This is a genomic window from Pedobacter sp. N23S346, from assembly GCF_048515415.1.
In the GTDB taxonomy this organism is placed as follows: Bacteria; Bacteroidota; Bacteroidia; order Sphingobacteriales; family Sphingobacteriaceae; genus Pedobacter.
On sequence record NZ_JBLYEE010000010.1, the window covers coordinates 1 to 15,436 of the forward strand.

Annotated in this window: 15 protein-coding genes and 1 pseudogene; 8 read left to right on the forward strand and 8 right to left on the reverse strand. The window is 36.7% G+C overall.

Annotation, left to right across the window (positions count from 1 at the left end):
* Window positions 1-885: 885 nt before the first annotated feature.
* Window positions 886-1,725, reverse strand: a complete 840-nt coding sequence (locus ACN1CD_RS16800) for a metallophosphoesterase family protein (RefSeq protein WP_419131553.1) — start codon at window positions 1,723-1,725, stop codon at window positions 886-888.
* A 424-nt stretch (window positions 1,726-2,149) separates the two neighbouring features.
* On the opposite strand from ACN1CD_RS16800, the gene ACN1CD_RS16805 reads away from it, so the two are divergent.
* Entirely contained in the window at window positions 2,150-2,425 is a 276-nt protein-coding gene (locus ACN1CD_RS16805) for a hypothetical protein (protein WP_419131554.1), read from the forward strand.
* A gap of 246 nt (window positions 2,426-2,671) precedes the next feature.
* On the forward strand, window positions 2,672-3,079 hold the full coding sequence (locus ACN1CD_RS16810; protein WP_419131555.1) for a hypothetical protein: 408 nt from the start codon (window positions 2,672-2,674) through the stop codon (window positions 3,077-3,079).
* A gap of 58 nt (window positions 3,080-3,137) precedes the next feature.
* Here ACN1CD_RS16810 and ACN1CD_RS16815 read toward each other — a convergent pair whose 3' ends face one another.
* The gene (locus ACN1CD_RS16815; RefSeq protein ID WP_419131556.1) at window positions 3,138-3,368 is read right to left on the reverse strand and encodes a hypothetical protein; all 231 of its coding nucleotides are present in this window, start codon (window positions 3,366-3,368) and stop codon (window positions 3,138-3,140) included.
* 248 nt (window positions 3,369-3,616) lie between these two features.
* Here ACN1CD_RS16815 and ACN1CD_RS16820 point away from each other — a divergent pair, with 248 nt between their 5' ends.
* Window positions 3,617-5,035 (forward strand): inorganic phosphate transporter, encoded by a 1,419-nt coding sequence (locus ACN1CD_RS16820; RefSeq protein ID WP_419131557.1) that lies wholly within the window; start codon window positions 3,617-3,619, stop codon window positions 5,033-5,035.
* Between the two features lie 24 nt (window positions 5,036-5,059).
* Window positions 5,060-5,881, forward strand: a complete 822-nt coding sequence (locus ACN1CD_RS16825) for a universal stress protein (protein WP_419131558.1) — start codon at window positions 5,060-5,062, stop codon at window positions 5,879-5,881.
* A 283-nt stretch (window positions 5,882-6,164) separates the two neighbouring features.
* On the opposite strand, the gene ACN1CD_RS16830 is transcribed toward ACN1CD_RS16825, so the two are convergent.
* Window positions 6,165-6,605 carry a DUF2147 domain-containing protein gene (locus tag ACN1CD_RS16830; protein ID WP_419131559.1) on the reverse strand — a complete coding sequence of 147 codons (441 nt, stop codon included), beginning with the start codon at window positions 6,603-6,605 and terminating at the stop codon, window positions 6,165-6,167.
* An 11-nt stretch (window positions 6,606-6,616) separates the two neighbouring features.
* On the reverse strand, window positions 6,617-7,423 hold the full coding sequence (locus tag ACN1CD_RS16835) for an SDR family oxidoreductase (RefSeq protein WP_419131560.1): 807 nt from the start codon (window positions 7,421-7,423) through the stop codon (window positions 6,617-6,619).
* A gap of 99 nt (window positions 7,424-7,522) precedes the next feature.
* Here ACN1CD_RS16835 and ACN1CD_RS16840 point away from each other — a divergent pair, with 99 nt between their 5' ends.
* Both ACN1CD_RS16840 and ACN1CD_RS16845 read left to right on the forward strand, forming a co-directional pair.
* On the forward strand, window positions 7,523-7,939 hold the full coding sequence (locus ACN1CD_RS16840; RefSeq protein ID WP_419131561.1) for a winged helix-turn-helix transcriptional regulator: 417 nt from the start codon (window positions 7,523-7,525) through the stop codon (window positions 7,937-7,939).
* A 161-nt stretch (window positions 7,940-8,100) separates the two neighbouring features.
* Window positions 8,101-9,756, forward strand: a complete 1,656-nt coding sequence (locus tag ACN1CD_RS16845) for a hypothetical protein (protein WP_419131562.1) — start codon at window positions 8,101-8,103, stop codon at window positions 9,754-9,756.
* Window positions 9,757-10,017: 261 nt separating this feature from the next.
* Here ACN1CD_RS16845 and ACN1CD_RS16850 read toward each other — a convergent pair whose 3' ends face one another.
* The 3 genes and pseudogenes from ACN1CD_RS16850 to ACN1CD_RS16860 form a co-directional block, all read right to left on the reverse strand.
* The gene (locus ACN1CD_RS16850; protein ID WP_419131563.1) at window positions 10,018-10,908 is read right to left on the reverse strand and encodes a helix-turn-helix domain-containing protein; all 891 of its coding nucleotides are present in this window, start codon (window positions 10,906-10,908) and stop codon (window positions 10,018-10,020) included.
* Between the two features lie 173 nt (window positions 10,909-11,081).
* Window positions 11,082-11,900 carry an SDR family NAD(P)-dependent oxidoreductase gene (locus tag ACN1CD_RS16855; RefSeq protein ID WP_419131564.1) on the reverse strand — a complete coding sequence of 273 codons (819 nt, stop codon included), beginning with the start codon at window positions 11,898-11,900 and terminating at the stop codon, window positions 11,082-11,084.
* Between the two features lie 173 nt (window positions 11,901-12,073).
* Window positions 12,074-12,724 (reverse strand): annotated as a pseudogene (locus tag ACN1CD_RS16860) (DUF2461 domain-containing protein); the annotation flags it as partial.
* Window positions 12,725-12,864: 140 nt separating this feature from the next.
* On the opposite strand from ACN1CD_RS16860, the gene ACN1CD_RS16865 reads away from it, so the two are divergent.
* Window positions 12,865-13,506 carry a DUF2461 family protein gene (locus tag ACN1CD_RS16865; protein ID WP_419131565.1) on the forward strand — a complete coding sequence of 214 codons (642 nt, stop codon included), beginning with the start codon at window positions 12,865-12,867 and terminating at the stop codon, window positions 13,504-13,506.
* A gap of 196 nt (window positions 13,507-13,702) precedes the next feature.
* A complete protein-coding gene (locus ACN1CD_RS16870) occupies window positions 13,703-14,167 on the forward strand; it encodes a DUF1905 domain-containing protein (RefSeq protein ID WP_419131566.1) in 465 nt (154 codons plus the stop codon).
* Between the two features lie 262 nt (window positions 14,168-14,429).
* On the opposite strand, the gene ACN1CD_RS16875 is transcribed toward ACN1CD_RS16870, so the two are convergent.
* Complete coding sequence (locus ACN1CD_RS16875; protein ID WP_419131567.1) at window positions 14,430-15,431, reverse strand: NADP-dependent oxidoreductase; 1,002 nt, start codon at window positions 15,429-15,431, stop codon at window positions 14,430-14,432.
* Window positions 15,432-15,436 lie beyond the last annotated feature (5 nt).

Sequence of the window (15,436 nt, forward strand, 5' to 3'; positions counted from 1 at the left end):
TACCGCCATTTAAATTTCGACGCGCTAATCCGACATCAGATCCAAGCCTTGATTTTTTTGTTACTTTTTTGATCAAGCAAAAAAGTAAGAGTCCTTCGGCGGCTAGCCGAGGAAAGCCAGCGCAGCGAAAAAAACGGCCCCTATCAACCTGGCGGCACTTTTCCCCGGGAGTGAAAGGGCGCAAGAAAAAAGCATTTATCGCACCTCGCGATCGGCACCTACTATTTCCACCCTGCAATCTGCACCCTGCTATCCGGCATAGGAGATGATGGAAGGAGAAGCCGTTGAAATTTTTACACCAACGTTCAAATACCTCAAACCCAAGGTAGCGCGAACGGCTCCTTAAAACAAATCTTTATTAAAAGTCAAATCAAGCCCTTGCGCTACCGCCATTTAAATTTCTACGAGCTAATCCAACATCAGATTCAAGCCTTGGGTTTTTGTTACTTTTGGGCCAAGCCAAAAGTAAAAGCCCTTCGGCGGCTAGCCGAGGCAAGCCTGCGCAGCGGAAAAACAGCACCTTTCCCCGGGAAGAAAAGACTGTCTACGAAGAGAAGACAAGGATTTTTCGCAGCTAGCGATTTAAAAAACGTTCGGTGTCAGTAGTAGTAGTAGTAGTAGTAGTAGTAGTAGAAAACGCTGTTACACTTCGTGCCTCAGGATATAGCGTGAGAAAGGAAAAGCAATATGGCTAATAAAAAAGTACTGAATCAAGTTACCAATGACAGATTAAAAAGCTATTTCTGATTTTAATTAAGAAAGGCTCTTAATCCGCTTTAGCAAAAGATAAAAATCGAGCACCATAAATAATTTCACAAAACGTGCTTACGTCGTTATTGGGTGATATCTGTAAAATTTCAATACTACAGCAAACAGAATTCTAGGCTATAGTTTCTGTTCATTCAATATAGGGCTACCACTCGCATTAATTTGTCGGGTAAAGATCTTGTCATCCATCGCAACCTCCACTAACCTGAATCCTTTGTAAGAAGTACCCCAATTACCTCCAATGTGTGAATCAAAGAAATGAGGCAATTTATCAGTGTAGAAGACTGCATCAAGGCTATGATCATGGCCATGAAATACGGCCTTAACATTTGGATAATCGTGCAGCAGCGAAATAGTTGTTTCTGATTCTACAAACGGATTCTGTGGCACCCATAGATGTGGTGGGATATGAAGGATAACAAAAACAGTAGAAAGAGATCTAAACTTATACAGCTCTCTTTTAAGAAATGTATTGTCTGGAGCCAGGTAAATGCCTTTCGCATTTGAGGTATTAGCCAGCACAAACCCTACACCATTCTTTTCAAAAGAAAAGTTATCCTCATATCCAAAAACTGACATCCAGTGAGCGGTATCTGCATGGTCATGGTTCCCTGGAACGGCATAAAATGGCACTTTCAACCGATCATAATATTGATTTTTTAATTCCTTTAAAAGTGCTGGCTGATCGTGCACAAGATCTCCGTTTATGATAACGAAATCAAGAGGCGCTTGCTCATGAGCTTGGTTAAGCCACCGAACCATATTCTCATGATCTTTTTTATAATCAGTGCCTGGCTGGCCATAGTGCCCATCGGAGGCAATGGCAAAACGCAACTTAACCCCAACATTTTCTGGTGCAGGAACATGATCTATGATATCAGTAGCACTGTTGGAGATACCTGCCAGTACTAATCCTGATACTGTTGCCTTTATAAAATTTCGTCTTGATGATGCCATATATTTCAAATGAATGAATTCTTATTATGCGAACTTAATCAGTTATGATTTCGTTTTCCCTAATTAAGGATAAACTTAATAGAAACTTAATCTTGCTTATCTACCAAAATCCAAACATTATATGAGAATCATTAAGATAGATAGGATAACAATTGACCTTAAGAAATGGATATCGTAGTGATTATCCAAAGGATTAACATCTGAGCGAAAAACAAACAAAACGACCTTACTGAAAATTACGCCTGTTAACGATAATACAACAAAGTGCTAACCTAAAGTAAACATCTCTTTCCTAATTTGTTTTCTGCGTTTGCAATAGCATTACTTTAAATACAACTCAGCCTGGTTAGCAATACTGCTTAAAGCCATGTAAAACCAAAGTTCCCGCTATAAAAAACTTAAACTTATATCTTAACCAAGCCATATGATACAGAAACCAGAAGCAAAACCGGGCAATCTTGTCGAGTTTAATTTCAGCCAATTTAAGCTACCAACCTTTGTTACCAAATTCAAACCAATGCTTTTTAAAGATGGAGGCTACTATTACGCCGTACTCTCTTTAGAAGATGAAAATAGTGTAACAGGACTGGGAACTTCTCCAGAGGATGCACTGATAGACTGGAATGATAAGATTTGTGAACAACTCTCCATATCAGGTTCCATGTGTGCAACACTAAAGCGCTATAACAAAACCAGGTAGAATTATACTAGAACACAACGGAATTAGGCCTGCCGGTATCTTTGAATAAAATTCCAATTTATCTTCTACATCATTTGCTACGACATGGAATATAACTTATCTTCTACTGCCTCGCCCCTGCTAAATGCGACTAGCAAGCCCCAATTGCGACTCCACACATTCATTGAAATTAAAAAACCCTGCGACTGTTCCCTTTCAGAACTCTATTACTTTTTTTTATTGCTTAAAAAAGGAAACAAGGTTTCTTTGATTGATCTTTTTCAAAAAATATACAACTGCGAATTTCTGGGATTCTGCTATCTGGGAAAACGATTGGTTGGTATTTCAGCAATCAAAAGACCCTCCAGATTTTATGTAAAGCAAATTCAATTGAAAGCTGGCATTGAACGTAATGCAAATGATTTCATCTTTGAGGTTGGATACTCCTTTACCGAAGCAGATGTGCGAAGGGTAGGAATTAGCAGCACCCTTAAAGGAATGCTTCAAGATAAGATTATGCATTACCACGGCATGATATTTTCAACAACAGCTACTCCAAGTAGTCAGCGCTACTTAAAATCAAAGGGATTTAGCGCTTGTGGAAGCCCTTATCAAGGAAATTTTGACAGCAACATCATTTATTTCGAAAAAAGTTTATCTATTCAAAATCGGTAAAGAATCTGGTCGCTCTAAGATATAAGGAGATAGTTCAGATCTATCAACAAGCATAATATCAAAGCGAAAGAACTTCAAACCCTTTGTAACTGAGCATCTCCGCATTGTGGCTAACAGAAAGGTTCAAACCCATTTTATCTATAATGGCATTTGCCCTCAACATACTGCCGTGTAAATCGTAAATACCCCTGATCTCAATTCCGCGGGTTAGGATTTTAAATTTGCTTGGTTCAAACTTTTGGATAAACTGCTGTAGATCTGCGTTAATTTGAATGGTACCGTTTTGCATATAATTTGATTATTTAATGCAACAAATATCACTTAGAGATCTTAATTCAAAAAAAACTGTAGGTTAAGTTTTCAAGCATTGTGAATAAATAAATTGCCTTTATTCAAGCTATAAATGAGTTTCACGTACTAGCGATTAAAAAATTGTAAGCCATAACATAACAGTTATTTAACATTAAACATATACACACATCATCATTAAGATGGTAATTTGTAAAAAGTTGCCATACCTAATTTTCGATACATTTTATGCCATCCATTAACGTTATACTTCCCTTTTTGGGCGATACTCATTTAAGCACCCCACTACTGCTAATATTCTTATTGTGCTTACTCGCCGTGATTGCTTTTGAGTTTGTCAATGGATTTCATGATACTGCCAATGCAGTAGCGACAGTTATTTACACTAAAGCGTTAAAGCCAGTCATAGCTATCCCCTGGTCTGGATTCTGGAATTTTATGGGCGTATTTACCGGTGGAATCGCTGTCGCGATGGGGATTCTCAAGCTTGTACCCCTCGATGCACTGATGAATCTTCCTATTGGTGTGGGCGCGTGCATGGTACTTGCTGTATTAATTGCATCCATTGCATGGAATCTGGGTACTTGGTATCTCGGAATTCCCTGCTCCAGTTCTCATACTATGATCGGAGCCATGATTGGTGCCGGACTAGCATTTACCTGGTATTATGGAGGTAATGGAGTAAACTGGGGAAAGGCAGAAGAAATTGGATTATCACTTATCCTTTCTCCAATAATTGGATTTGGTTTTGCTATCTTACTGATGTATTTCTTAAAACATGTAATTAAATACCATGCCCTCTTTCATATCCCTCATGGCGAAAATGATCGGCCACCACTATTGATAAGAGGTTTATTAATCACCACCTGCACCTTAGTGAGCTTTTTTCATGGAAGTAATGACGGACAAAAAGGCGTTGGTCTTTTAATGCTTATCCTAATTGCATTCCTGCCAGCAAAGTTCGCTGTAAACCACAATATCCCTAAACAGGATGTAATGACTGAATTAAATGCTACAGAACAAGTCGTAAAAAATATCTCTAATCTAAATCATGATAAGGGCATTAACATTCTTGATTTTACGAGTAAAATAGAACAGACTAAAAAACATCTTTTATTAAAAAGCGAGACTGATAAGGAAAACACTTACAAGTTTAGAAAGCAGATTGAGGGTGTAATTGCTGTTATAAAAACAGTTGAAAATGATAAGAACCTGGTTATTAACAAGCATGATCAACAAATACTCACCAAAAATAAGGAAGAACTTTCAAAATTGGTAGAGTTCGCTCCGTTGTGGGTAATCCTTACCATATCAATAGCGCTTGGATTAGGCACCATGATCGGGTGGAAACGCATTGTGGTAACTATTGGTGAAAAAATCGGGAATGAACATTTAAACTATGCCCAGGGTGCTACATCAGAGATTGTAGCGGCCTCAACCATTGGCTTAAGTACCGCCTTTGGTCTTCCGGTGAGTACCACCCATGTATTATCAAGCGGAATTGCAGGAGCTATGGTGGCATCTGGCGGAACAAAAAACCTGAATAATAATACCCTGAAAAGTATCGGCATGGCCTGGGTACTTACACTGCCCGTATCAATCATTCTGGCTATATTGTTATTCATGTTGTTTCATCTATTTATCTAACCTGATTTTCAAAATATCTAAACCATGAAACAAATACTTGTTGCAACAGATTTCTCAAAAAGTGCAGCCAATGCATTCGCTTATGCCCTTGCCATGGCAAAAGTATTAAATATGGATGTTGCCGCTATTCATGCCATTCATCCTACAGAAGGGATAAACAATAGCACCTACAATGCCATATTTATAGAATCTTACTATGAAAATAAACGAAATGCCCTGGAACACTGGGCAGCGCAGATTCGTGAAGAACAAAAGCTAACAGAAATTAAAATATCGACCAGTTGTGACGTGGGTTTTTTAAGGGCTGTTATCTCTGAATATACAAAAAAAAATGCGGTAGAATTGCTTGTGATGGGAATAACTGGTGCAACAGGAATTACCGGAATTGTTGGGAGTAATGCGAGTATGGTCGTTTCGAAAATGAGAATCCCTACCTTAATTGTTCCTATAGAAAGCAGCTTTCCATCGCAACCTATAATCACTTTGGCAACAGACTACGAGACCAGGTTATCTCAAAATGATATTCTGGCACTGAATGAAATGCTAAAGGCATCTGGCACTCAAAAAATGCAGGTACTTTATGTAGCGGAAAGGTCAGACGAGCAACACATACAAACTGGAGAAAACAGCATTAGGGCGCTGTTGCCAGAAACCCAGATCGAGTTCAACTATATCAAAGATAACAGTGCACCCAACGGCATCATGGATTTTATTGAGCAAAACCACACCGATATTTTATGTTTGGTTAAGCATCACCATAATATTATCTATCGCTTATTTACCACGAGTACAGTTAATAAGGTACTGAACAGATCAGTAAAAGCAATATTGGTTCTTCATGAATAACTGATTTCTGTGATTAGTTAATAAGCTTAAAGTTACTAACTCTACAGGCAAAATACTCGTCAGAGTTAGTAACTTTTTATCAAAAACTAGGCTGGTTGGTGAAACACCAACCAGTAGGTTAATCTTCGTGTTCTCCGTGATTTTTTCTCTTTGCCCTCTGTGGTTAAATTATTGGGAGATAAATATTTAGGCATACATTTCTATCGGTTGGTGTCTCACCAACCGAAAAATAATGGACTGAAAAGCTAACCATCAGATCCGTCCTTTTTAAAAGGGGCTCTTATTATTTAGCCCTTTCCCAAATGGCAGTTCTTCCGAGAAGAGAAATGCCAATGTATCCTCGAATATTCAATTTTCCATCTGATATTTTCATGGTGCAACTATAGGTTTTGCCACTATAAGGATCGTAAATTTCACCATTATCCCAAACCCCATCATTGTACTTAAAATTTTTGAGCATGAGCAGATCTTTAAGATTGCGGGATCTAAGTTTTTCATCTTTGTTTTTTACATCCTTTTTAGAGGTAGATCCATCGGCTTCATACATGGTTTTACCCCAGATTAGTTTTCCGAAATATTTATTGTCAGACTTGTAAATCTCAATTTTACCATCTTTCTCCTGGCTCATCCAAATCCCCAATATCTTGTCGGAAGAAGCATTTTGAGCCATTGCGTTAAAAATCGATAGAACAGATAGTATTAGTACCAAATATATTTTTTTCATGACTTATTATTTTATTTTTTGAATTTGTTAATGTTTTTGATAATCGCGTTTTCAAATGTTTTGAATGAAAAATACTGTAAGGCCGGGAATAAGGTAGAACCTTTCCCCACCGGATAGTTATATGTCGGATTTTCGTTTTCGACTAATTTTAGAAGGACCTTAACAACAGCATCCGGTTCCTCTGATTTTGAAAACAGATCCTTTGTATAATCCTCCAGTTTTGTGCGATATCTATCATAATCACCGATTTTATTGTTCGCAACTTTTGAGTTACTTACAATATTGGTTTTAAAACCCACTGGCTCCACTATACTTACCTTTATATTGAATTCTTTTAGTTCAAAGCGCAATGCCCTGAAGTACCCTTCCAGTGCATGCTTGGAAGCCGCATAATAAGATCCACCAGGAAGACTGATCAACCCTGCAATGGATCCTACGGTAATTATTTTACCAGAGCGTTGTTTTCTAAAATGCGGCAATAGTTCATTGGTGAGCATAACGGTACCCCAAAAGTTGGTATCTAATTGCTGCTTTCCCTGCTCAATAGTAGTTTCCTCGGCTAACCCTGATAAATAAAATCCTGCATTATTGATCAATACATCCAATCTATCGATTTCGACGAAGAGCTGCTTGCCAAAGGTTTTGATAGAATTACTATCGGTAATATCTAATTCCAACATTTTAAAGGGTACAGACACCGCTGTTTTTTCAGGGTTTCGGCTTGTACCAATAACATTGTATCCTTTATGATGTAACTCCTTTGCGAGCATCAAACCAAAGCCGGAAGATGCTCCTGTTACTAAAATATTCTTCTTCATTTTTAACTATTTAAATTTTTATCAGTAAATTTGCTTGCAATTTGCAAGTACAAATATATAAACAACTTTTAAAATGCAAGTTGTTTTTGCTAAAAATCTATGGAAAAAATAAAAAAAAGATCAGACTGTCCAGTTAGTTGCTCATTGGATGTTTTTGGCGATAAGTGGTCTCTGATTATAATAAGAGATTTAATGTTTTATAATAAAAGTACTTATAATGATTTTCTAAAATCGGAAGAAGGAATCGCAACCAATATTTTAGCATCAAGATTGAAAGTGTTAGAAGAAAATGGAGTTATTGAAAAATTGGCACACCCAGATAGTAAGGCAAAAGTTTTATACAGGCTCACACAGAAGGGCGTTGATTTATTGCCCATCATCATAGAAATTTATATTTGGTCAGAAAAATATTTCCCTACTTCTCCTGAATTGAAAGCAAAAATCAAGGAAGTGAAGAAAGACAAGGATAAATTTATAAAGCAGATGAACGAAGACTTGAAAAGTAATTGGATATAAAAAGCTGTTTTAGTTTGATGCAACGAGGAACGGGCAGACCATGCAACGTTTTAGAAAAAGTGATGTCATTTATGCCCCTAATTTATTGATTAAAATTTATGTTTAACACTTCATTCCTTAGCTACTTAAGATTCTTCAGTCTTATCATTTCCATTACTTTTTTGAGTAATTTTTTAAACGCATTTGGTGCCGGGAACACGGTAAACAAAACCCTTGTATTGCATTTAAAACCATTATATGACAGTGATGGAAAAGCAAACAGCATGCATGTTTCTTATGAAGTAGTTTTTGAGGATGATCTTCGGTCTCATAACCTAAATCTGCATCTGGATCTGATGCAAAGCCTGGGCAGAAAAGCCGACCAAATTTTTAATCTTATTGTTAAAGATGATGATGGAATGGTGTATATAAATCCATCAAAAAAAGATTCTATACATAATACCATGGTGTACGAGGCTTCAAGAACGGTGAATGGAAAAGTAACAGTAGAATATACTATTATGGCAGCCAGTCCTTTTCGCAACCGGGGTGGAAACATTGATATGCAGGCAAGCGGAGGTGGCCTTACCGGGTCTTTTATTAGCATATTGCTTTTACCACCTTTAAAAAATAAATTCTTTGTCAAACTAGATTGGGATTTAACTGAGGGTAATACTGCAGTTTCAAGTTTTGGGATTGGAAATGCAACTTCGCGCACTAAACTCTCTTATACAAGTTTGCAATATGCGCAGTTTATTGTAGGTAATCTTCACATGTATCCTTCTCCTCTACCTGATAAAGGTTTTAGTGTTGCAGGATTGGGGTTAAACGAGGAAAAAATTGGAAATTCTTTACCTAAATTCCAGAATGTTTATGAATATTTAAGGAAGCAATTTCAAGCCTCACCAGACCTGGCCTTTCGCTTTTTCTTTCGTTCTTATCCAAATTTGGAATTGTCTAGTGGTTCAGCAGTACAGGGAGATGGTTATGGGTCTTTTCTACTTTGTATCCCACCATCAGAAAAACTCAAAGATAATGACGATATGCTTTCACTAGTCTCGCATGAAATGCTGCATATATTTATTACGGGTGTAGGTGAAGAATGGTATAGCGAAGGAATAGCCGAATATTTATCGACAGTATTACCCCATAACGGGAAATTTTATTCTGATGAATTTTACCTGAAATCCATTAATGAGAAAGCAGCACAGTATTATACTAATGCGATAAGAATGTTGCCAGATTCGGCTAACAACAACTTGAATTTTTCTACGACAAATTCATGGACCTTACCATACACACGAGGCTTCCTTTACTTTGCCAATCTTGATGCAAAATTAAAATCTCTGACAAAGGGAAACAAAAGCACCGTGCTTTCCTTAGCAATGGAACTTGAGAAACTCAAACAGACCCAAAGCATTACGGAAAAAACCTGGATCGAGCTGCTTCAGAAAAGAGCCGGAAATTGGGCAGTCTCCGATTGGAAAGCTATGAAGGATGGCAAACTAATCATTCCTTACCCTGGTACCTTTGGAAAAAACTTTGTTGCAGAAAAGATAGAAGCTGGCATCTTTGATCTTGGCTTCAATAAGTCAAAAGGTGTATACAAAGGTCAGATCATAGCAGACCTGGTTAAGGATTCTAATGCAGAAAAGGCCGGAATTAAAGAGGGAGACGAGATTATGGAGTTTATTGATTTATATAATTACTATGGCAGCTATGATAAAATACTAACGGTGAAAATTAAAAGGCAAGATCAAATCCTGAATTTCTCTTATTATCCAAGAAGTGGATCGGTAGAAGGATACCACTGGATAGCGGTAGAAAAAAAGGAATAGTTTACAATTCTGGATAGTTCCCAAATATTAGCTTTAAAAGCTGTTTAAAAATTATACCTTTATTAACTTACGAAATTTCAAAAGCCTTGGCGCTGAAGAATTTCGTGAGTTTTGATGATAATGCCACAAACTTTCGAAGTATTTCCCCAAAAAGGCCACCAAAACTTCGCAAGTTGATCTTCGTTTATGAAAAAATAGACAGTTTCTAAGTCATTAGAATAGAAATGATTTAATTAGCACAATAGATGTACAAATAGCATATTAATTGAAAAGTTGATTTTTAAATTGCTTAGGTGTTAAACCTGATTCTCTTTTAAACAAACGTGAAAAATAGGAAAGATTCTCAAATCCCAGTGCATAAGCCGTTTCTGTTACATTGGTATTGGCATCCATCAATAAGTTTTTAGCTTCGGAGATAAGGTAAATATGAATGAGTTCTAGTGCTGTTTTGCCAGTTTCTTGTTTAAGCAGGTCGCTAAGGTAATGTGCAGATAAATTAAGTTTTTCTGCCATATATTTGACAGTTGGAGCCCCATTTTCAATTATTAAACCGCTTTCAGAATAATTTATCAAAACCTCATTGAATTTTGAGGCCGTTTTGCCTGTTAATTCTTTTCGATTTATAAACTGCCTTTTATAATAGCGTTGAGAGTATCTTAAAATGGAGTCAATGTGCCCTATCATAATTTCCCGGCTGTATTCATCCTGGTTATTTAGATATTCAGATTTAATCTTGTCATGAAGATCCCAGATTAGCTTTTCCTCATTAGGAGATAGATGCAGTGCCTCATTAACATCGTAATTGAAGAAATTATATTTTTTGATGCTTTGATAAAGTGGGTGACCGCTTAAGAAATCTTCATGAAAAAATATCAAAAAATCATCCTGCTCAAACTGCAATTCCTGGAAAGCGATTACCTGCCTTGGCCTTACATAAAACATGGAGCCATTCTGATGATCATACTTGGTTTTTCCGTAACTGAAGATTCCTGACTGAATTTTTTTAAAAGCAATCATAAAAAAATCTGTTGTAAATTCATCATTTCCCATACCACAGAAACCACCACATTTCACTAAACTAATCAATGGATTTTCTGGTGGAATAAAATTCTTTTCCTGGTGCAATGCACTCAAACTTTTAAAATGTTTCATATTTAAAATCAAATATAGAGGCTGTATTATAATTATTATTTTTTATTAAGATTTGTTGTGCTGAGCCTTTCGAAACACTATTAATAATCTTTTTCAAAAATCCTTTTACAGGCTACCAATGATATTTCGAATTGATGATACAGCCTCTATTGTAAAATTAATATTTAAATAGTCTATTTTCCGTGTGCCGATGCTGAAACATCTTTCCAGCCTTCCCACACTTCCAGTTTATTCTCATAAACAGACTTGATCCATGGATAAGCTACTTTTCCTAAAAACAATCTCGATGGAGGGTTATCATTATCAACCAGTTCAAGCACTGCTGGAGCGGTTGCAGCAGGATCTCCATAGTCTTCTGGCTTCACACTGCTTTGAAAAGCATCATGAACTGCTTGATATTCTGCCATTGGTTTACTTTTAACAGCAGACGGCCCTGCCCAGTCAGTGGTAAATCCATTTGGTTCCAGCAAAGTTACCTTAATTCCAAATTCTTCTACTTCTGCTGCCAATGCTTCGCTTAATCCCTCTACCGCAAATTTCGATGCACTATAAATACCCAGAGTTGCAACACCAGTTAGGCCCAATGCGCTAGATAACTGGATAATATGACCACTTCCCTGATTTCTCATAATGGGTAAAATAGCCTGAGTTACCCAAAGCAAACCAAATACATTGGTGTCTATTTGTTGCCTTGCTTCTTCTTCAGTAGTTTCTTCAATAGCACCAAATAATCCAAATCCTGCATTATTAATTAATACGTCAATTCTGCCTAAAGTAGCGTTAGCATATTTTAATGCCTCGAAAACAGCATTTCTATCATTAACATCTAATTGTATAGGCGTTACTAAATCGCCAAATTCCTGAACCAAATCATCCAGATCAGATAATTTTCTGGCTGTTGCAGCCACTTTATCTCCACGCTCTAAAAAGGATTTTGCCCACAGCTTTCCAAACCCTTTGGAAGCTCCTGTTATTAAAATTGTTTTTCCCATTATTTAAAATTTGATGGTACAAATCTAGTGCCTCCAACATTTTTAAAATAATACAAAAAAGGGTTTTAATGACACAAAAGAAGTATGCGAAAGGATTATATTACACCAGCTGACAAATTTATTTTTGCCATAACTAAAGTAATTCCTTTATTTTAAACCTATTAAATTGGCGATTATCCATCTATTGCCTTATTAATAAAATTATTTAATTTTCCCGCAGATTTGTAGCTTTCAATTATGGTGCTCAGATTTTCTTTTTTTAAAAAGAATTCATCACTATAGTTGTGAGCAACATAAAAGTCTTTCATCTTTAGAAATTCCAAAGCCGGATTACTTTCTTCTGTATCTTTTGGCGTTTTTTTGAGGTATTGATTGGAGATGATGCCTGCTGGAAATTTCAACAAAAGATCTTGATCTTCTACAGTGGTAAGCCATTCCTTAAAATTAAAATCGATCTCCTGATGAAGCTTCTTTAATATTTGCTTATCAGGTTGAAATGCGCCGGCACCAATGCCGCTTTCACCTGGTTTGATCACGATATAATAAACAGCATTGCCACTTTTCCGCCCATTTTTACTTATAACAGCATATAGATAGGTTTTGTATGGAGACTTATCCTTTGAAAAACGAAGATCTCTATTTAGCCTCGGTATGCAATCTTTCGCTTTCAAATCAGATTTAGAAATGTCGCCATCAAATTGTGCAATTTCGTTGATCACCATTTGTATAAAATCTGAGAAATCGTCCATGCACTTATTATAGGCATCACGATTGCTATTCATCCACTCCGTATTATTATTTTTTGCTAGTTTAGATAAAAATGTAAACGTTGCTTTATTTTACATGTTTTTAAATGAAATGGTAAGTGTAAATCAAAATAGATTTTTAATTATTATGACGACATGAAAAAAACATTTACAATGTCATTTTGTTTCCAAATTTGTATTCCATGCTCATCCATCACATGAAAAAAACCCTTGAATTTCTACTTAATCTAAAATCCAATAATGATCAGACTTGGTTTATGGATCACATTGGCGAATATGAAAGGGCTAAAACTGAGATCGGTGATTTGGCCTATCTATTATTAGAACAGCTCACTCCTATCGATACCAAGTTAAATGATGAAATTGAAGTGGAAAGGTTTATCTCAAATCTTGTAAATTTCAAGCCCAAAAAGGCTATTACCTACAATGCCTTTTTTGAAATAGCGATTAGTCCATTAGCAAATAATGGTAATGAACCTGTATACCTTGTACATATTGAACCTGGCCTAAACTATATTAGCGTTAAATACGATCCTGATATTTTTGGACTACAGGTAATGAGGAGTTACATTTCAAAGCATGCAGAACGGTTTGACAGGATACTTCAGGATATCTATTCATCGGGATTCACTCTAGAGCAATCTTCATCGTTAAGTTCCTTACCTAAGGGATATCCTATTGGAATTCCTGGCGAGGCTTACATCAAACTTCAACGATACGAACTGAAAAGCCCAATAGATATGTTAAAAACTAAAGATGAATTGATTCAGGATATACTCTTCAGCTTTAGCGCCGCATTACCCTTTATTCAGTTTTTACGTAATGGACTTGGATTATAGACTGATGCCTTTTCCAATATCAATGACTTAAGCTCCGGCTCACTTTTACCCCCTATTTTCATCAATACCAATCAAGATTAATGTTCAATTTTACATTTAGTGTTTGGATAAAAAAAATCCGAAATGGCGAAACAAGATAATCTGTCATTGCGTTATTTACGGGATTATATCTATCAAATAATGTGAAAAGAAAATTATGAAAGAACTTCTGAAAAACGAAAAATTGAAGATCCGGCACGAACCGGGTAAGGGTGCATGGACGTATAATCTGGTGATTCCGGGCACTAAAGATATTCGAGGGAAATGGGGTTTCATGAAAGTTTCCGGCACAATTGATGGCTACGAATTCAATGATTTAAATCTGGCACCACTTAAAAATCAAGACAAACGCATCTCCCTAAACAGCACCATTCGCAAAGCTATAAACAAAGGTGGTGGTGATGAAGTAACAGTAAGTATGGTAAAAACATCAGATGACCGATTAACCCATGAAGATGAGGTTAAAGATTGTTTCAAGGATGCTGAGGTATATAAAAAATTCATGAGCCTGGCGGAGGATGAAAAAACGGCTATCCTTGATGATATTGTTTCTCAAAAAACGGAAGACAGTCAGGAAAAAAGAATCATTGCCCACATCAAAAAACTGGACTCAAAAAAGTAACAGTCCTATGTTCCTCTTCCGCAAACTTTAAAATAACTGGGCAACTATAAAAAAGATGAGGGTACACCATTTGTGTGCCCTCAGGAACGAAGATTATTTTTGACTCCTGATGATTTTAAGTCAAACCCGCATTCATTAGCTAAACGATGGGGCTATGTGCTTAAGTTAAAGAATTAGTTGCCTTCACCTTGTAAGTAAAATATAAAGAATTTAGAATCAGTTGGCGAATAATCTGTTCGAATAACGATACCCCTTAATAAACTTATTTTACCTTAATCACCACTTTTCCTTTTGCACGTCCACTTTCCACATATTGTAGCGCTTCATTGGTCTGTTCGAAAGTAAAGATCTTATCAACTACTGGCTTAATAATATCAGCCTCAATTAGTTTAGTAATCTTTTCAAGCTGGCTTCCGTTGGCTTTCATAAAGAGAAAATAGAAATCAATGTTACGTTTTTTTGCTTTTCTTCTGATGCCAAAACTGATTAATGATAAGACGGTCTTCAAGTACCATGGCAGTCCGATTTCATCAGCAAATTCGGGAGTTGGCGGACCAGAAATGGAAATGGCTTGGCCTTCTGGCTTCAGGATTTTGATTGATTTTTCGAGTGTTTTGGTATCCTGGCTGTTGAGTACAACATTGTAATCTTTCAGCATCGTTTCAAAATCCTGCGTTTTGTAATCAATTAATACATCTGCGCCCAGGCTTTTTAATAATTCAAAACTTTTATTACTGGCAGTGGTGGCAACAGTTGCGCCCAAATGTTTTGCCAGTTGGATAGCGATCGTTCCCACCCCACCAGAACCTGCCTGGATAAACACTTTCTGCCCTTTTTGCAAATCAGCACGCTCAACCAATGCCTGCCAAGCGGTAAGTGCTACCAATGGAATGGAGGCAGCTTCTTCCATAGTCAGGTTTTTGGGTTTAAAGGCTACATCCTTTTCGTCTATGGCAATAAACTCTGCCAATGTACCGATGCGAAAATCAGCAGGACGCGAATAGACTTCATCACCGACTTTGAATTTTGTTACTTTTGAACCAACCTTAGTAACTATACCAGCTACATCATGACCTAAAATCAATGGGAGCTTATAAGGTAAGATCAGCTTAAACTCTCCTGTTTTAATTTTGGAATCCAAAAGATTTAGGCCCGATGCGTGTATCTCTACTAAAACATCGTTTTCTTTAATATTCGGAACGGGCAATTCAACAAGATTTAGTTTATCGGTTTTGCTATACTTAGAAATACTGTATGCTTTCATGTTTC